General features: G+C 61.6%; 14 protein-coding genes. All 14 read left to right on the top strand.

Features of this window, described 5'->3' with window-relative positions; all coding sequences use genetic code 11:
- Nucleotides 1–583: 583 nt before the first annotated feature.
- A complete protein-coding gene (locus ACILSO_RS31285; protein ID WP_395741433.1) occupies nt 584–2,155 on the top strand; it encodes a lipopolysaccharide biosynthesis protein in 1,572 nt (523 codons plus the stop codon).
- 12 nt (nt 2,156–2,167) lie between these two features.
- Nucleotides 2,168–3,466 carry a glycosyltransferase family 4 protein gene (locus ACILSO_RS31290; RefSeq protein ID WP_395741434.1) on the top strand — a complete coding sequence of 433 codons (1,299 nt, stop codon included), beginning with the start codon at nt 2,168–2,170 and terminating at the stop codon, nt 3,464–3,466.
- Nucleotides 3,463–4,338, top strand: coding sequence for a glycosyltransferase family 2 protein (locus tag ACILSO_RS31295; RefSeq protein WP_395741435.1), 876 nt, complete (start codon nt 3,463–3,465; stop codon nt 4,336–4,338). The genes ACILSO_RS31290 and ACILSO_RS31295 overlap by 4 nt, the downstream gene beginning before the upstream one ends.
- Nucleotides 4,335–5,555: a glycosyltransferase family 4 protein gene (locus ACILSO_RS31300; RefSeq protein ID WP_395741436.1), complete on the top strand. Its 1,221-nt coding sequence runs from the start codon at nt 4,335–4,337 to the stop codon at nt 5,553–5,555. The genes ACILSO_RS31295 and ACILSO_RS31300 overlap by 4 nt, the downstream gene beginning before the upstream one ends.
- Entirely contained in the window at nt 5,552–6,616 is a 1,065-nt protein-coding gene (locus ACILSO_RS31305; RefSeq protein ID WP_395741437.1) for a hypothetical protein, read from the top strand. The genes ACILSO_RS31300 and ACILSO_RS31305 overlap by 4 nt, the downstream gene beginning before the upstream one ends.
- Nucleotides 6,617–6,690: 74 nt before the next feature.
- Entirely contained in the window at nt 6,691–7,920 is a 1,230-nt protein-coding gene (locus ACILSO_RS31310) for a glycosyltransferase (RefSeq protein WP_395741438.1), read from the top strand.
- On the top strand, nt 7,907–9,448 hold the full coding sequence (locus tag ACILSO_RS31315) for a WecB/TagA/CpsF family glycosyltransferase (protein ID WP_395741439.1): 1,542 nt from the start codon (nt 7,907–7,909) through the stop codon (nt 9,446–9,448). Before ACILSO_RS31310 ends, ACILSO_RS31315 begins: the two co-directional genes overlap by 14 nt.
- Nucleotides 9,445–10,602: a glycosyltransferase family 4 protein gene (locus ACILSO_RS31320; protein WP_395741440.1), complete on the top strand. Its 1,158-nt coding sequence runs from the start codon at nt 9,445–9,447 to the stop codon at nt 10,600–10,602. Before ACILSO_RS31315 ends, ACILSO_RS31320 begins: the two co-directional genes overlap by 4 nt.
- Nucleotides 10,603–10,640: 38 nt before the next feature.
- Complete coding sequence (locus ACILSO_RS31325) at nt 10,641–11,501, top strand: ExeA family protein (protein WP_395741441.1); 861 nt, start codon at nt 10,641–10,643, stop codon at nt 11,499–11,501.
- Nucleotides 11,498–14,530 carry a polysaccharide biosynthesis/export family protein gene (locus ACILSO_RS31330; protein WP_395741442.1) on the top strand — a complete coding sequence of 1,011 codons (3,033 nt, stop codon included), beginning with the start codon at nt 11,498–11,500 and terminating at the stop codon, nt 14,528–14,530. Before ACILSO_RS31325 ends, ACILSO_RS31330 begins: the two co-directional genes overlap by 4 nt.
- A gap of 51 nt (nt 14,531–14,581) precedes the next feature.
- Nucleotides 14,582–15,262: a response regulator gene (locus ACILSO_RS31335; protein WP_395741443.1), complete on the top strand. Its 681-nt coding sequence runs from the start codon at nt 14,582–14,584 to the stop codon at nt 15,260–15,262.
- 64 nt (nt 15,263–15,326) lie between these two features.
- On the top strand, nt 15,327–16,403 hold the full coding sequence (locus ACILSO_RS31340; protein WP_395741444.1) for a polysaccharide biosynthesis/export family protein: 1,077 nt from the start codon (nt 15,327–15,329) through the stop codon (nt 16,401–16,403).
- Complete coding sequence (locus ACILSO_RS31345; protein ID WP_395741445.1) at nt 16,403–17,791, top strand: glycosyltransferase family 4 protein; 1,389 nt, start codon at nt 16,403–16,405, stop codon at nt 17,789–17,791. The genes ACILSO_RS31340 and ACILSO_RS31345 overlap by 1 nt, the downstream gene beginning before the upstream one ends.
- Nucleotides 17,781–18,899 carry an acyltransferase family protein gene (locus ACILSO_RS31350; RefSeq protein ID WP_395741446.1) on the top strand — a complete coding sequence of 373 codons (1,119 nt, stop codon included), beginning with the start codon at nt 17,781–17,783 and terminating at the stop codon, nt 18,897–18,899. Before ACILSO_RS31345 ends, ACILSO_RS31350 begins: the two co-directional genes overlap by 11 nt.
- Nucleotides 18,900–19,025: the final 126 nt, after the last annotated feature.

Here is a 19,025-nt window from a genome sequence, read left to right on the forward strand (position 1 = left end):
ATACAAATACACCCGCCAAAACCGCCTCAAGCAGCAAGCCCCCAACAGCAAAACATCCCCCACTCAAAAGATCGGAAAAATTTTTCTGCCCAAAATCTTTCTGCCCTCTCTCCCTCACTTCCCCAAAGCGCCCACCATAGCCAAAACCAACACCTCAAACCGCCTTCCCCCCTTCCTGAAAACGGGCGACACACCAGCACCCGCTGCGCTCCAGAGCCGCAGCCTCCCCAACTCAACGGCACAACTCTCCGGCCATTCCTTTGCCCTTCATTCCTATGCCAAAAAACAGCGCCCTCTTTCCCCAATAACCTCCGCTCCCTCATCCCCGTTCAAATCTCCGCCCCCTCTGCTCCTCCGCACCTCTGCGGCAAACCCAAACGTCCCTATCCCCTTCATCCGCCGCCCACCCTTCGTTCCATCCACTCACAAACCTCTCTTCCTCTTCAACTCTCAAAAATCAAAACCAGCGATGCGCCCCTCTCCACCTCCTGAAAATCATAAAATTAAATCATAAATCCTCCGCCCTCCCCACACCTGCGGGGATTGTCCCCCACCCAACTTCCCGCGAGCTTTCCCTCTCGCGATGACCTACGACTCCGTCAAACAGCACATCTGGAGCAACGCCCTCTCCAACTACCTCCGCACCTTCGTCGGCATCATCGTCGGTCTCGTCACCTTCCGTCTGTTATACCAGTCCATGCCACAGGAGTCCTTCGGCTTCTGGTCCCTCCTCTGGAGCGTCTTCGGCTACGGCATCCTCCTCGACTTCGGCTTCGGCTTCGCCGCCCAGAAACGCGTCGCCGAGCTTTCCGTCACCCGCGAATGGGACAAACTCAGCCAGGTCCTCAGCACCATCCTCTTCTTCTACCTCGGCGTCGCCATCCTCATGGCCACCACCGTCGCTCTGGGCTCCGATGAAATCGTCCGCGCCTTCGGCGTCTCAGAGGCCAACCACGAAGAATTCCGCATCGTCCTCATCGCCTTCTTCGCCGCCATCGGCCTCGCCTTCCCCCTCGGCATCTTCCCGGAAATTCTCCGCGGCCAGCAGCGCATCAGCACCGCCAACAACATCATCACCCTCGCCATGCTCATGCGCCTCGGCGTCATCGCCTGGGCCGTCTATGCCGGCTGGGGCCTGCTGAGCATCATGCTCACCGCTTTGTTCTTCGCCCTCGCCCCCGATCTCGTCTCCGCCTTCTTCGCCCTGCGCCACATGCCCGAAGTGCGCCTGCGCCCATCCCTCTTTTCGAAGTCCATCATGCGCCAGACCATGGGCTTCTCCATCTTCGCCTACATCAGCACCGCCACCAACATCGTCCTCGGAAAAACAGACCAGCTCGTTCTCGGTGCCACCCTCTCGATCGGCGCCGTCGCCATCTACCAGGCCGGAGCTAAAGTCGCCGAAGTCTTCTCCCAGTTCACCCGCCAGTTGCAGGACACCCTCTCTCCCGCCGCCGCCCATCTGCACGCCACCGGCGACCACGCCGCCCTGCGCGATCTCCTCCAGCGCAGCACACGCTGGAGCGCCATCATCGCCACTCCGCTCTACCTCCTCTGCGCCTTCGAGCTTGAGCCGCTGCTCCAGGTCCTCACCGGAGATCCGCACATCCCAGTCGAGACCTGGCAGGTCGCGCAGGTCCTGCTCTTCTGGTTCTACAGCACCGCACTCACCCACAGTGTCAGCAAGCGCATCTACATGATGACCGGCCACGAGCGCCGCCTCATGTGGCTCGGACTCGGAGAGGCCGTGTTGAATCTCGCCCTCAGCATCGCCCTCGCCCTCATCTTCAAAAACGTCGTCAGCGTAGCCGTCGGCTCCCTCATCCCCTCGCTCTTCTTCGGCTGGTTCCTCCTCTGGCCCTGGGTCGCCAAAGACGTCAGCCTTCGTCCCTGGCACCTCTTCCGCCAGACCGTCCTCCCAGCATGGCTCTCCTGCGTGCCCGCCGCGCTCGTCCTCGCCGCACCCCTCGCCTTCCCAAACCTGCAGATCGAAAACACCTGGCTGCGCATCCTCATCATGGGCACCGCCGGCGGCCTCACCTCCCTCCTCTTCGTCTGGTTCGGTTCTCTCACTCTCGAAGAGCGCCGCTCCCTCCGCTCCCGCCTCCCCTCTCCCTTCGCCAAAAAAAATCCGCCCGCCCTCCAGGCCGCTTAATCCACTCCTCCCATGCAAGTCTCTCACATCCTCCGCAAATACGATCCCGCTCAATGGGGCGGCACGGAAACTGCCGTGCAGCGCCTCGTCCAGGGTCTGCAATACCACGACATAGCATCCGCCGTCCACGCCCCCGGCACTGCCAATCTCGGCACCACCGATCCCCTGCGCGATGCCGGTGCCAAAATCCAGCGCTACCGCGCCTTTGTGCCAGTCGCTGGTATCTCCGCCGCCCAGCGCCAGGAGCTCGTCTCCTGGGGCGGCAATCTCTTCTCCTTCGAGCTCTTCTGGCAGCTTCTCCGCAGCGGTGCGGACGTCATGCACTCCCATGCGCTCAATCGCATCGCCGGCATCAGCCTCATGGCCGCCCGCGCGCGCGGCGTCCCACACGTCATCACCCTCCACGGCGGCGCACTCGATATTCCGGACGAAGTAAATGCCCGACTCACCGCTCCGCTTCAGGGCGGCTACGAATGGGGCAAGGCCCTCGGCGCGCTCGTGCGCTCCCGCCGCGTCCTCGAGCTCACAGACGCCATCTTCACCTGCAATCCCAAGGAAGCATCCCTCCTTCTCGAAAAATATCCCAAACAGCGCATCATCGTCCAGCCGCACTCCGTCCCCGCAGCACAGTACGCCGTCGATCACCGCGCCGCCGCTCTCAAAGCCTTCCCCCAGATCGCCAATCGTTCCGTCATCGTCAAAGTCGCCCGCCTTGATCCCGCCAAGAACCTCCCCTGGCTCGTGCGCCAGCTCCCGGAAATCAAGAGCCGTCATCCCGATGCGATGCTCGTCCTCATCGGTGCCGGCACCACCCAGTCAGTCGTCGATGAACTGAATCGCGATATCTCACGCCTCGGCTTGAGCAACGATGTCCTCCTCACCGGTGGTCTCGCCTCTGGCAGCCCGGAGCTCATCGGCCTCATTCAGTCCGCGCGCCTCTTCGTCCTCAGCTCCACCGCCGAGCCCTTCGGCATCGTCATTCTCGAGGCCTGGGCCGCCGGCACCCCCGTCCTCTCTTCCCGCACCTCCGGCGCGCTCTCCCTCATCGACCACGGCCGCACTGGCATGCTCTACGATCTCGACAACAAGTCAGATTTCCACTTCGGCATCGATGCCCTCATGCTGAGCGACCACATCCGCACTCATCTCATCGGCGAGGCCCGTGAGCGTGTCCTCGCCGACTTCGATGTCCCCACCATCGCCGGACGCGTGGCCCGCGTTTATGACGAGCTCTCCGAGGCCAGAAAGAGCAAGGAGTCGAAGTCCGCCCTGCACCACCCGCAGATCCAGCTCACGGCCAAACTCTCATGAGCGATCCTCTTGTCAGCATCGTCATGCGCTCCTTCAATGAAGCATGGGCGCTGCAGGACACTCTCCCCGCGCTCGCAGCGCAAAACTGGCGCAGCCGGGAGCTCATCGTCATCGACAGCGGCTCCACCGATGGTTCGCAGGATCTCATCCGCGCCGCCAGCCCCGCACACTTCGTTCAAATCACCCCGCAGGAGTACAATCCCAGCCGCGTCATGAATCACGGCATGCGCCTCGCCACCGCGGAGCGCGTCATTTTCCTCAATGCCGACGCCACGCCGCAAAACGACCACTGGCTGCGCCCGCTCGCCGAAACTCTCGCAGACGCCCGCGTCGCCGCATGCTTCGGCCGCCAGATCCCACGCCCGGACTGTCAGGCCGTCTTCGCTTGCGACTACGACCGCTGCTTCGGCCCCGAGCGGGAGTCCGCCCGCTGGGATCACTTCTTCAGCATGGTCAGCAGCGGTCTGCGCAAAGACGTCTGGCAGCAACGCGGCTTCCGCGAAGACCTCCAGTATGCCGAGGACGACGAATACACCCGCTGGTGCCGTGCCCAGGGCTATCAGGTCTCGTATGTGGAGGAGTCCGTCGTCATGCACAGCCACAACTACACCCCTCAGCAAAGCTGGAAGCGCTCCTATGGAGACGCCCGCGCCATCGGCAAAGCCTGGAGCCAGCGCCCCTCCGCCTTCAACTGGCCTCAGACCGTCTTTCTCGGCTGGCTCAATGACGTGCGCCATGATCTCCACTGGTGCCTCAGGCATGGCCGCATCCACGAACTCGCCCACGCCATGCGCATCCGCTGGCAGCAGCGCCGCGCCAAACTCGCCGGCTTCCATCAGGGCTGGCGCGAGCAGCAGGAGGTCTCCTCATGAGAATCCTCGTCCTCACCAATCTCTATCCTCCACATTACGTCGGCGGTTATGAGCTCCGCTGCGCCGCCATCACCGAAGCCCTGCGCAGCCGCGGCCACAACGTGCGCGTGCTCACCTCCAATCACGGCCTGCCGGATGGCACCTCATCCGAACACTCGGAGCCACACATCGAGCGCAGCCTCCGCATCCACGGCTACTACGGCCATCCCTGGCTCCGTTTGAGCGCCCTCAAGGAGCTGGAGATTCACAACAATCTCGCCCTGCGCGAAGCCCTCACCACCTTCTACCCGGACGTCGTCCATGTCTGGTGCATGGGCGGCCTCTCCAAGTCTCTCTGCCTCACACTCCAGCAGATCGGCGTCCCCACCGTCTATGACGTCAGCGACCACTGGATCCTCCGCAGCCTCGTCGGCGATGTCTGGCTCGACTGGTGGAACCGCTCCAAAGGCTCCCTCGCCTCCCGCATCCAGCGCGCCTGGTGGACCCTGCGCGGCGTGCGCAAATACTGCGACACCGTCGCCCCCACCAACCCCGTGCGCGACATCCGCTTCAAGCGCCTCTACTTCACCAGCGCCCGCCTTCGTGAGCTCACCGCCGAAAAAGGTTACGACGTCATGCACGGCGGCGTCATCCACTGCCCCGTGGACACCGCTCACTTCAGCGGCCCTCCCGTCAAACGCCCGCCAAAGAACTGGCTCTGGGTCGGCCGCCTCGCCGAAGACAAAGGCATCCTCACCGCACTCCGCGCCCTTCAACTCCTCAGAACCGAGTTCACCGGAGAACTCCACGTCTATGGCAAAGGCGATGACACCTACGTGAACATGCTGAAAAAATTTGCCTCGGACAGCGTGCTTCCCGTCACCTGGCACAGCGCCACTCCCGCCGAAATGCCGGACGTGTATCGCGCTCACGATGCCCTCCTCTTCACCTCCGAGTGGGAGGAACCCTTCGCCCTCACTCCTCTTGAGGCCATGGCCTGCGGCCTCCCCATCATCGGCACCATGACCGGTGGCAGCCGCGAGCTCTTCCGCCACGGCCAGAACGCCCTCACCTACGACGCCGGCGCCGCCACCCAGCTCGCCGAGCGCATCCTCCTCCTGCAAAGCAACACCCACCTCCGCGAATCCATCGCCACCGAGGGCCACCGCGAAGTCCACGAACGCTTCGCCATGAAACCCATCGTCGATCAGGTCGAACAATTCCTCTCTGCTGCATGAGCGCACGCTTCACCATAGACGGCAGCGCCGCCCTTGAGCAGCACCTCGCGGTTACCTGCATGCAGGTCCGCGCCGGTGTCGAGCGGCTCATCCCCCGTCACAAGCTCGAAGGCCTCGTCCTCGCCGGCGGCTACGGCCGCGGCGAAGGCGGCGTCCTCCGTGAAGGCATGCGCGACCTCCCCTACAACGACCTCGAATTCTTCGTCTTCATCAGCGGCAGCACCTTCCTCAACGACCGCCGCTACAAAGCCGCCCTCCATCGCCTCGGCGAATCCCTCTCCTCCGCCGTCGGCATCGATGTCGAGTTCAAGATCCTCTCCCTCTCCCGCCTCCGCCGCAGCCCCGTCTCCATGTTCTACTATGACCTCGTCATGGGTCATCGCTGGATCATCGGAGACGACTCCCTCTTCGCCGGCTGCGACCACCATCGCGATGCCTCCCGCATCCCCCTGCACGAAGCCACCCGCCTCCTCTTCAACCGCTGCTCCGGCCTCCTCTTCGCCGCCGAACGCCTCGCCCAAAAAGACTTCACCACCGCCGACGCCGATTTCGTCGGCCGCAATCTCGCCAAAGCCCGCCTGGCTATCGGAGACGTGATTTTGACCATGGCCGGAGGTTATCACTGGAGCTGCCTCGAACGCCACCGCCAGCTCCAGGTTATTGCCGAATCCGACACACAACTCGTCACTCATCACGCCGCCGGAGTCGCCTTCAAACTCCACCCCACCCGCTCCACCAAGTCCCGTTCCGAGCTCGCCGCCGAGCACGCCGCCCTCTCCCACCTCGCCCAGACCATCTTCCTCCGTCTGGAAAATCAGCGCCTCGGCATCCACTGCGCCACGCCGTCCGATTACGTCACCAACAGCACCAACAAGTGCCCTGAGGTTCCCTTGTGGAAGAACATCCTCATCCGCCTCCGCAAACGCGGCCTCCCTCTCAGCCCTGCACGCTATCCCCGCGAGCATCTCCTCCACGAACTCGTGACCCTCCTTTGGACGAACCGGGACGCAGATCACCGCACTATGCGGCAATACACGGAACTCTGGAACTGCTTCAACTAGCACTCATCTCCCCCCACTTGCGGGCGATGCACTCTCAGCGGGAATCGAGTTAGGTACCAGAGTTCACCCAGCTCATGAACATCCTCGTTGTTTACCCCTACATCCCTTATCCGATCGATCGCGGAACTTATCAGCGGGTCTTCCATCTCCTGCGCGCTCTTGCCAAAGATCACACCATCGATCTCATCGCCCTCTCGGAAAAAGGCGAGCGCTTGGAACATCGTGGAATCTTCGAGAATTTCTGTCGCAAAGTAACCTTTGTTTCCTTCGAGCACCCTCCTTGGCCTCGGCTCTTCCCCAACCGCCTCCTCAATCCCCTCCCCACCACCATCCGCCACTGGTGGCTTCCCCAGCTTGCCGACACCATCGGCGAGATGCTCGACCAGAACGACTACGACCTCGTCCACGTCTGCGACATCGTGATGGCTCAATACTTCCTCAAGGACCATCTCGAAATCCCTCTCAGTGTGGACAGGAGTCGCGTGGACTTGCAATTTCAGGAAGAACAATACGCCCGCATGCCTAAAGGGCTCAAATCTTCCCTTCTTTACCGCGAGCAGACGTGGAAGCTTCGCCGCTTTGAGCATCAGGTGGCCAGCCGCAGCTCCGTGCAGGTTGTGTGCGGTCCTGACGACAAAAGCTTCATCCGTTCCGAAGTCAGCACCAAACTGCCAGTCCAGGTGGTCACCAACGGAGTGGACCTTGACTACTTCAGTCCCCAGTCTGCCGACGTCTCACGCGATGCCTCGCCCACGATCCTCTACTGCGGAGCCATGGACTACATGCCCAACGTCGATGCTCTGAGCTGGTATTTTGCCGAGATCCATCCCCGTCTCAAAAAACAGGTGCCGGACCTCAAGGTGCTGATCGTCGGCAAATCTCCGACAGACGAGGTAAAGGCCCATGCCAGCCTGCCGGATGTCACCGTGACCGGCGGCGTGGATGACGTGCGGCCCTACTATCGCCGCGCCTGGGCGCACATTGTTCCCCTTCGCATTGGCGGCGGCACCCGGCTTAAAATCCCCGAGAGCATGGCCATGGGCACGCCGGTCATCAGCACCACCATCGGCGCCCAGGGGCTAAACCTGGTGCATGGCATGGACATCCTTCTCGCGGACACCGCCGACATGTTCGCGCACTACACGGAACGCATGCTCCATGACGACGTCCTGCGTCAAAAGGTGGAAGAACGTAGCATGCAGACCTGTCGTGCACGCTTTGGCTGGTCCGGCCTCGGCAAGCAGCTCAGCAGTTACTACGCACAGCACTTTCAGCCCGCAAAGCACTCTCATGAACACAACTGAAGCCGCAGCATTCACGCCTCGGAGCGGGCCGTCATTGTCCATCCTGGGCGTTCCTCTGGACAACGTGACGACCGACCAGGCCCTGGAGACCATCTCCGCGATGATCACCTCGCGCAAACCTCACTACATTGCCACGGCCAACGTTGATTTTACCGCACTTGCGTTGAATGACGAAGAATTGCGCCGCATCCTGCTCGACGCCCACATGGTCGTCTGCGATGGCATGCCCCTCGTCTGGGCCTCGCGCTGGCTGGGGAATGCGCTCCCGGAGCGCGTCGCCGGTTCCGATCTCGTGCCAAAGCTACTCGCCATCGCGGAACAAAAAGGCTGGAGCGTCTATTTCCTCGGCGGGCAGAAAGAAGTGGCTCTGAAAGCCATCGAGAAAGTTCAGGAGCGGCACCCCGGCCTCAAGATTGCAGGTGTGATGTCCCCGCCATTCAAGCCGTTACATGAAATGGATCATGCAGGCATTTGCGCTGATATTCGTCAGGCTGATCCGGATTTGCTCTTCGTTTCCTTTGGCTGCCCAAAGCAGGAAAAGTGGATCGCCATGAATTATCTTCGTGCAGGTGCGCCCGTCAGCATCGGCGTCGGCGCCACCATCGATTTCCTGGCCGGCCACATGAAGCGCGCTCCGCGCTGGATGCAGATGACCGGCCTCGAATGGCTCTACCGCCTGCTGCAGGAGCCGCGCCGCCTGTTCAAACGCTACGCCACGGATTTTGTGGTGTTTGGCTTCACGATTATGAAGCAGTGGTGGCTCACCAGCGGCGGCAGACGCAGCACCCCAGCCGCTCCATTGCCTTCTGCTTCCGCACCCTCAGTGCCCGAGCCCTCCATTGCCGTGCCAGCCAGGCCCGAAGAGATTCAGACTCCGGCAGAGCCGCCTTCCAACGTTGCAGAGCTTTGCTGCCCCGTGCGTCTGGATGCAGCAGAAGTGCGCGTGATCGAAGGTGTCTGGATGAATACTCTCGAAGGCCCCGAGCAGGGCATCATCATCGACTGCTCCGGCACCCAGTTCATCGACAGCACCGGGCTGGGGCTTCTCATGCGCGTCCAGAAACGCTGCCGCCAGGCAGGCAAGCGCCTCGTCCTCTCCGCCTGCTCCCAGGCAGTGCTCAAGCTGCTGCAAATGACGCGCCTGAGCTCCCTCTTCGGCCAGGCCGACGGACGTGAGGAAGCGCTTGGCAAAATTCTGAAACCTGAGGAACCCGTGCCCGCCTTTGCGCCGTCCAGACCCAAAACCGTGCCTCTTCACCTCAGCTGGAGCGGAGCCGTCACCAGCAAGGGGGTCGACGGTCTGTGGCGCGGCGCCGTGGGCATCATCCAAAACGCTGCGGACGCACGCAACCCGGTCGTCATTGATCTGAAGGACGTCCAGATGATGGACAGCGGCGGCCTGGGCCTCATGGCCCGCCTGAAGGATCACGCCTCCAGCCAGCACATCCACCTGCGCTTCACCAATGCCAGCCCGGTGGTGCACGAATCTCTCCGTCACGAACACATGGAACATCTTCTCGCATCATGAACATCGCACTTTCCACCAGCGTCATCCAGCGCGGCAAAACCGGCGTGGCGCAGTATGTACTCGCCCTGACACGTGCGCTTATGCCGTACACGGATGTGGTCAAGTTCCACATCCTCGCCCTGGCTCAGGACATTCCTCTTTTTGAATTTGCACGCAGCAGGATGAACATCGTGCCCGTGGATGAATGCTGGCGCCCTGCTGTGAAAAACATCTGGTGGCACCAGCAGGTGCTGCCGCGCTGGCTGGACGAAAAGATGATCGACGTCCTGCACGTGCCCAGCTATCGCCGCATGGTGCGCGCCGCCCACTGCAACCGCGTTTCCACCATCCACGACCTGGCGCCGTTTCATGTGAAAAAGAAGTATGACCTCGCCCGCATGATCTACGGACGTGTCATTGTGAAACATCTCGCACGCAGCCAGGACGGACTTATTTCGGTAAGCACGAGCACTGCGCGGGACGTGGAGCGTTATTTTGGCGTGCCTGTGCAAAAGCAGAACGTCATTCTGAACGGCATCGATCATGCGCGCTTCAACCTCGGGGACCGCGCGACGGCCTGCGCCATGGCCGCCCAGCGCTGGCAGCTGAACGAGCCCTTCTTCCTGTATGTCTCGCGGCTCGAGCACCCTGCCAAAAATCACACGCGCCTGATCGAAGCCTTCGACAAATTCAAGGAAACCACCGGATCTCCCTGGCAGCTGGCCCTGGCTGGCAGCGACTGGCACGGCGCGGAACACATCCACGCCGCAGCCCGTGACGCACGCCATACCAAGGATGTGCGCTTCCTCGGGTTCGTGGAGGATGCCGTGCTGCCAGACCTCTACCGTGCGGCTTCCACCATGGTGTACCCCTCTCTGTTTGAAGGTTTCGGCCTGCCGCCGATTGAGGCCATGGCCTGCGGGTGTCCGGTCATCAGTTCTACTCGCGGTTCCCTGAGCGAAGTCGTCGGCACTGCCGCACGCATCATTGATCCCGAAAACGTCGGGGACATGGCCGAGGCCATGCAGGAATTTGCCACGCATGGCGAGAAACGGGAGGCTCTGGTCAAAGCAGGTCTGGAGAACGCCCGACGCTTCAACTGGGACGAAAATGCCAAACGTGTGATGGATGTGTATGAAAAGCCCTTCACAGGCACCCGCAGTTGGGGGGGTTGAGAGGGTGGTGCACGAGAAGGAAGTTTTCTGCACGAAACATGTCAGACTTTCTACAGCATTGGCAGCTCACCACCAAGCCGTTCGAGGCCACGTGGGACACCCGTTTCTATTATCGCAGCCCGCAGCACCAGGAGGCGCTGGACCGCCTGCTCTACCTGGCCAGCGAAAGAACCATGAGCGTGGGCATGCTGACGGGTGACATCGGCTGTGGCAAGACGATCACCAGTGCGATGCTGGCCCAAAGCCTCGATCCCTGCGCCTTCGTGGTCGTCAGCTGCGAAAACTCCGGCTTCAGCTTTGATGAACTGCTGCAGTACATCCTCTGGCAGCTGGAGCCGGACGCGGACCATCTGCCGGAGAGCAAGTTCGGCCGTTGCGAGCACCTGAAGGCATTGTGTGAGAGCGCGGCCGAGCGCGGGAGGCACGTCATTATCTTGCTCGATGAAGCACAGGACATACCGGAGGAAACACTCCGGCAGCTTGGCTGGCTCACCAATTTCAATGGCAACGGCCGCCCCCTTCTGACACTGCTGATGATCGGGCAGCCGCCGCTGCGCCGCCTGGTGAACAGCAACCAGGCCATTCAGCAGCGCATCGGGCTCAGGTTTCACCTCATGCCTCTGACTGAGACGGACACCGCAGCCTATGTGGCGCATCGTTTGAAGGCGGCGGGACATGCCGACGGCTCCGTTTTCGAGGCCGATGCGCTGGTGCAGCTGCACCATCTCTCCCGGGGCATCCCACGAGAGATCAACCGCACCGCGAAGCTCTGCCTGGAGCATGCCTGGGCTTCAGGTGATGAAAAAGTCAGCGCGCAAGCGCTGCACGACGTCGCCTGCGACCTCTACCGCCAGGACCAGCTTCTCGGAATGTCCACGGTCCTCTCCTGCGCCACATGAACGCGGCTCCGCCCACTTCATTCAGCCTGACGGCAATCAATCGCAAACGCGGCATTGCCACCCCGTTGATCAGCAGGCCGCGGGAAGCGCCATTGCCTGCGGAGTTGCAGGATTTTTCGAGTCCTGCTGCACCAGCACCCTCACCCGCTGCCAATGAGGCGGCGGCACCTGCGATCAACCTCCCTTTCGACCCCCTGCGCGTGGTCGACGCTCTCGTCCGGCGCTGGTGGCTGATGCTGCTTGCGGGCGTGGCCTGCGCCGCGATCATGCTGATTGCGGGCTGGCTGAAATTTGAAACTCTCTACACCGCCAAATCCCAGATCATCAAACAGCAGCTCGCCTCCGCGTTCAGGCAGTCGGAGACGGGAGAATCGTTCAAGCCCAGCGACCTGACCATTCCCACGCTGATGTCCCTGATGTATTCGGGGTCCACCATTGCAGGCACCACCAGCCTGATGGCTCACCATTATGAGGAAAGCGCGGTCCGTTCAGGCCTTGTGGTGGCAGCCGAGCGCAACACCGACATCGTCAACATCAGCATGACCTCCAATGTCAGCGCTGATGCCGTGCTGGAAATGATCAAAGCCTATACGGAGACGGTGCTGCAGCTTTCACGCGACCTTCAGCGCAGCGATGCCGCCGCCATGAAGGCCTTTCTGCAAAAGCAGATCGAGCGCACGGATGCCGACCTGCTCAAGGTGAACGAGGAGCTGCTGGCCTATGGCCGCCAGTCTCACCTCCTTGATGCAGACAAGCAGATGGACGCATGGCTGGCGGAACTGGGCAACTTCACGCTGAAATATGAAACTTTGAAGCTGGATCATGACACCCTCGATGTCCGCATTCAAGGCGTGGAGCGCGAACTTGGCAAAGTGGACACCAATGCAGCACGCGTGGACAGCGCGAGGAAAGCGCTGGCCGATCTCCGCGTGCGGTACACGGACGAACATCCCGCGGTGATCGAGTCCATGGAAAAGCTGAACGCTCTGGAGCAGCAGATGAAGTCCTCTGGAATGCGCATCGACGCGCCGCCGAAGCCCGGAGAGAGCAACGTGGCGGAAAGCCTGTACCTGGACCTGGTGCGCCTGCGTTCGGAAAAGCAGGTCATGGGCGAACAGCTGGATAAACTCATGGCAGTGCGTGAAGGGATCAACCAGCGCCTGGCCCAGCTGCCGCGTCAGGCCATGGAATACGCCCACATCAAATCCCGCAAGCAGACGCTCGAAACCTCCCGCGGCCTGCTGGCCGGCCGACAGCGCGAAGCAGCGCTCTACGAAGAAAATTCGCAGGGGTACTTTCGACTGTTTTCCATGGCACGGCCGCAGGATGTGAGCTCCGTCAAACCGACGCAGAAACTTGCCATGGTGGGCGCGGGCGGATTTGCCGCCGGGGCCTTGGTGGTGGCTGCCATGGCTGTGCTGCTCACCCTGCTGGACGGTCACGTCCGCAGCAGCGGCGATCTGAAACGTGCCACCGGCCTGCCAGTTTTGGGAGCACTCCCATCGTCCCAAGCCTCCGCAGAGGCATGGGCCTTCCGCACCTGGACGAGGCTGCAGCCCATGCTGCAAACACACGCCAGCGGAGGTGCGATGATCTGCGGTGTCATGCATGCGGCCGGGGACACTGCGGCTCCGCGTTTGATGAAACTGCTGGCAGACGCCGCCATTCAGCGCGGCCTGACGTGCATGCTGGTGACCCGGGAGCTGAGCGAGGACGCCCTGAAACTTTCCGGAGCGGTGGAGCAGCCGGAACGCACCGGGCGAACAGCACGTGAGATCACTGACCGGCCCTACCACATCGGCATGGACGAGGAATGGCAATGGAACGCAGAACAACGACAGCAGTGGCAGGCGGCACTGGCTCACTGGCGCACGCTGAGAGGTGCGGTGATCCTGATTGAACTTCCCGCGGTGGAGCAGCCGGAGGCCCTGCTGATCGCGGAGCAGCTTCCCAATCTCATCTGGGCCGGCTCCAGCGGCACGAGTCTGGTGCAGAAGATCCAGGACACCCTGCGCATGTATCGGGACGCAGGCTGCAAGCTCGTCGCCGCGCTGCTGGATCGTGCGCCTGAACTGCGTCCTGCTGCGCTGGCACGCTTTGGAGCGCTGGCGCTCGTGTGCTGCGCCTCTCTCCAGGCTGAGAACATCCTCCCCCTGGGCCCGGGAGACGCCGTGAACATCAACATGCCCGGCTTTGAAGGCCTGCAACGCAAGGATCTCGTGGTCGGGCCGGATGGCAAGCTGACCTACCTGCAGGCACGCGAGATTCAGGCGGCAGGCTTGAGCCTGGATCAGCTGCGCGAAAGCCTGACCACGGAACTGCGGCGCTACTACCGCAATGCACGCGTGGTGGTGACTCCGTCCACCTTTCAGAGCCGAAAGGTGTATGTGCTAGGCAAAGTGGTGAAAAAAGGAGCCATCAACATGGACCGGCCGCTGACCATCCTCGAAGTCGTGGCCGAAGCCGGCGGCTTGGAAACCGGGCTGTTTCAGCAAAACACGGTGGAGCTGGCAGATCTGGGCCGCAGCTTCGTCATGCGCGGTCAGGCACGTCTGCCAGTCAATCTGGAGGCGCTCTTTCTGCATGGAGACATGACTCAGAACGCCCGCGTCGAGCCGGGCGACTACCTGTATTTTCCTTCAGCCAACTCCAACGAAATCTATGTGCTGGGAGACGTGAAAATGCAGGGCACGCAGGGTCTGCTGGCCCACACTTCCGTGCATAGCGCCATTGCCCAGGCAGGCGGCTTTACGGCAAAGGCCTTCACAAGGCGCGTGCTGGTGGTGCGGGGTTCCTTTGACAAGCCGGAACGTTTTGTGGTGAACATGGAGGACATTCTCTCGGCGAGAGCCAAAGGTTTCCGCCTGGAGCCAAAGGACATCGTCTTTGTCGCGGACAAGCCCTGGGCCCGAGCGGAGGAACTGCTGCACATGGCCATCAATGCCTTCCTGCAAGGAGCCGTGTCCGGATGGACGCGTGCCAACATCGGCCCCTACATCCAGCAGCCGATTTTGCCGCAGCTCCGCTGATAAAGGAACATGCAATTGCGCTCCCAAACCGTCCTGCCGTTTATTTGAAACATGATCGCCACCTTGGAGACTGAAGCACCGGCCGCCGCGATTCGCCCCCTGCAGGTGGCGGTGATCGAAGACGACGCAACCCTGCGCCTGTTTTTGAAAAAGCTCGTTAGCAAACCCGGCACTCAGCTCACCTTTGCCGGAGCGTGGGAAAGCGCCGAGGCGGCCGCAAAACCATTGCTGGAGACACGGCCAGACGTGGTGGTGGTGGATCTGGAGCTGCCCAACATGTGCGGGATGGATCTGATCCGGCATCTCTCCCCACGCATGCCCGCCACGGCGTTTGTGGTGCTGACGATCCACGACGAGCCGCAAAAGGTCTTTGCAGCCTTGCGCGCAGGCGCCAGTGGCTATTTGCTCAAAAGTTCCAAACCTGCCGAGATCATCGCGGGCATTCGCCAGGCAAGCGCAGGCGGTGCACCGCTGAGCCAGGAGATCGCACGACTGCTGATCCAATCTTTTCAAGCTCCTGCCAAAACGGTGCGCAAACGCATGCCCGGCCTCACGCCGCGTGAGAGCCAGATTCTGGAAATGCTGGCGCAGGGCAAGGTGCCCAAAGAAGTGGCCGAGGATCTGGGGCTCACTTACGCGACAGTGCGTGACTACCTCAAGGCCGTGTATGCCAAGCTGCACGTGCGGTCACGGACCGAGGCGGTGATCAAATTTCTTGATCAGACCCAGTAGCCGCCTGCCGCCTACCCGCAGCTGCGGGGATTGTCTGCACAACCGGTCAGGAAGAAGCTTCCCCATGAGAGTTTCCGCCCTGATCTTCTGCTGCCTCATGCTGCTCAATGCATGCTCAATCATGAAGGAGCAGAAGAAGTTTGACGCCCGTGAGTCAGGCAACACCACCAGCGCTGATTTCAGCCAGACCAAACGGCAGGAGCCCATCCATCCCGAATGGCTCAAACCGCCAGCCAAGGAGTATTCGCTGGGCCCCGGCGACAAAGTGGAGATCGAAATCATCGGTGAAACGGGCACGCGTGCGGACACCTTTGTCACTCCAGACGGCAAGCTCTATTTCGACCTTCTGCCCGGCATGGAGGTGAAAGGGAAGTCCGCCAGGCAGCTGCGGGAGGAAATGGAAAAATTGCTGACGCGGTACTACAAGCAGCCGCAGGTGTCCCTGACGCTGCGAGAGGTGAGCAGCCAGCGGGTGTGGGTGCTGGGGCGCGTGAATGCACCGGGCATCTACCCTTTGAACCGGCCGCTGCGCGTGCTGGACGCAGTCACGCAAGCAGGTGGTCTCTTCACTTCACGCTTCACCGGCACGACCGAAGAACTGGCGGATCTCAGCCACAGCTTCCTGATGCGCGGCGGCAAAATGCTGCCGGTGGATTTTCAGAAACTCATTCGTGAAGGCGACCTGGCTCAGAACATCTATCTGGAGCCGGATGACTTCATCTACCTGCCTTCCTCCCTGACCAACGAGGTCTATGTGCTGGGCGCCGTGACCGAGCCACGCCCGGTGGGATTCATGAACGAGATGAACCTGATTACTGCGCTGGGCCGCGGTCTCGGCATCCGGCCGGAGGCGGATCTGGCGCACGTCACCATTGTGCGCGGCTCGCTGACGGAGCCGAAGATCGCCACGGTCAACGCCCGAGACATCATTCAAGGCAAGGCCACCAATGTGAGGCTGGAGCCTGGAGACATCGTGTACATCCCGGGCAGCGGGTCCATGTCTCCGGGCGGCTTTCTGCACGACGCGGTCAACACCTTCACGCGCCTCGTGGCGGCCAATGAAGGGAACGCCGCCGGCGCGGCCCATGGCACCCCGATTGGTGTGAACCTCAACATTGGTCCTTCCAGCTCCTCACGATAATGTCCTCCACCACACGTCGCATCCGCCCGCTCATCATCGCCGAGGCCGCCAATCCCACGCTGACCAGCGCGGCGCTTGTCGGCTGGTCCTGTGCCAAAGCCATCGCTTCCCAAACCGATGCCCACATCGTGACTGAATGGCGAAACCGTGAGGACTTCCTCCGTGCCGGCATGGTGGAGGGACGGGACTTCACCGCCATCAACAACCGCCGGCTGCAGCATCTCTCATGGAGCCTGGCCACCAAGCTCAGCCGCAAAGGCAGCTTCAGCTGGAGCCTCTACGCCGCACTCTCCAATCTCGTTTATCCATTCTTTGAGCGCAAACTGTGGCATGCCTTTAAGTCCCGGCTGCGTGATGGCGAGTTTGACCTTGTGCACCGGCTGCTGCCGCTTTCTCCGACCACGACGAGCTGGATTGCCCCCCGCTTGAAAACGATCGGCGTGCCCTTTGTGCTGGGGCCGCTGAACGGCGGAGTGCCCTGGCCGAAAGGTTTTGAAGATCTACGCAAGCAGGAGCGGGATGGTGCAGGAAGGCTGCGCGCGCTCTGCCGCTTTTCATCCGGATTAAAACGCACACGCGAAGCCTCGAATGCGATCATCGCCGCCTCACGCACAACTTTGAACGAGATTCCGGTGAATCTGCGCGAACGCTGCGTCTTCATCCCCGAGAATGCGGTGGACCTGAAGAAGTTCCCGCTGACACCGAAGACCGACACCTCAAACACACTGCGGCTTTCCTTCGTGGGCCGTCTCGTGGCTCTGAAAGGTGTGGACATGCTGATTGCTGCAGCGGCGCCGCTGATTCGCAGCGGAGAAGTGCAGCTGGACATCATTGGCGAAGGTCCGGAACGCGGACGTCTGGAGGCCCTGCTGCAAAAAGAGAACATCACCACCGGCGTGCGCATGGAAGGCTGGGTGCCGCATGCGCAACTCGGAGCACGTTTGCGCGAGAGCGATCTTTTTGTGTTTCCGAGCATTCGCGAGTTTGGCGGCGGGGTGGTGCTGGAAGCGATGGCGCTGGGGATTCCCTCCGTGGTGCTGGATCATGGCGGGCCGCCTGAGCTGGTGCCGCCGGGCACGGGTTACGTGCTGCCCATGACCACGCGTGAGGACATCGTGACCCGGCTGCGCGTACTGCTCACGGAGCTAAAGGATGATCCGGAACAAGTACGCAGCGTGGGAGAACTGGCGCAGGCGCATGTGCGAAAGTTTTACTCCTGGGAGGCCAAGGCGGTGCAGATCCATGAGGTTTATCGCTGGGTTCTCGGACTTCGTGCGAGCAAGCCTGACTGGGGCACGCCGATGGGGTTTGAAGGTCCGCCTGATGTCCCGGAACTGAAGGCCCGGATGATTCCTGAATCCCTGCTTGTTCCAGGTCATGGATACTAAAACATCTGGCCAAGGGGCCTTTCACATCGCTTCGCTGGATGGTTTTCGGGCGGTGGCCATTCTGATCGTGTTTCTCAGCCATGCCGGGCTCTCGCATGTGGTGCCCGGATTGTTTGGCGTTACTGTTTTCTTTTTTCTCAGCGGATATCTGATCACCACGCTGCTGCGGATGGAATGTGAGAAGCATGGCAGGGCCAATCTGCTCCAGTTCTTTTTGCGGCGCACGCTGCGCATTCTGCCGCCATTTTATTTGATCCTGGGGCTGATCGCGCTGCTCACAGCCTGCGGTGTTTTGCAGGGTGGATTTCAAGGGCAGGCGCTGACGGCGCAGGCTCTCTTCGCGGCGAACTACTGGGAGATCGGCGGAGGAGTGCAGCCGCCAGGCACGGAGGTGCTGTGGTCGCTGGCAGTGGAGGAGCATTTCTACCTCGTGTTCCCCTTTTTCTACCTCGCCATGCGGCGTGTGCTGCCGGAGCGGCGGCATCAGTTTGCGCTGCTGCTGACGCTGTGTGCCGCAGTGCTGGTGTGGCGAATGCTGCTGGTGCATTCATTTTCGGGCATCGATTTGCAATCGGGCTCAGCGCATCATCCGCGCACCTGCCATGCCACGGACACAAGGCTGGACGGGCTGCTGTTTGGCTGCGCGCTGGCGGTGTGGGGAAACCCTGCGCTGGATGGCACGCGCATCCGCCGCGGCCACTGGCTGTGGCTGGCGCTGCCCTGCTGCATTGCGGTGCTGCTGGCCACGTTTGTCATTCGCAGTGTGGCGTTTCGGGAAACGTGGCGCTACACGCTGCAAGGGCTGGCATTGATGCCGGTCTTCATCGCGTGCATAAGGCATGCAGACGCATGGCCGCTGCGGTTTCTGAACTGGCGCTGGGTCCGCCGCATGGGGGTGCTGTCGTATGCGTTTTATCTCACGCACTCCGTTCTCCTGGAGGTGATGAAGCACTGGCTGCCTGCGTCCGCAATACTGCGCGGCGTAGCTGCTTTCAGCCTCTCCCTTTTAGCCTCCTGGATGATTCATCGGTGGGTCGAAAAGCCCTTCTTGAGCCTGAGACGCCGTCTCGGCAGCAGCACGCCGCCAGAAGCGCCTAGAGCGTTTTAAATAATACTATAGCCACAAGAGGCAAACCAGCCCGCGGCGTCTTTTTCTGTGATTTTTGAGAATGCCTGACTGATCGCCGCATCGAGCTCGGGTGGCGTGCGCGCCTCCGCAGTGCGCAGCAGCGCT

This window comes from Prosthecobacter sp. (assembly GCF_044226605.1).
Classification (GTDB): domain Bacteria; phylum Verrucomicrobiota; class Verrucomicrobiia; order Verrucomicrobiales; family Verrucomicrobiaceae; genus Prosthecobacter.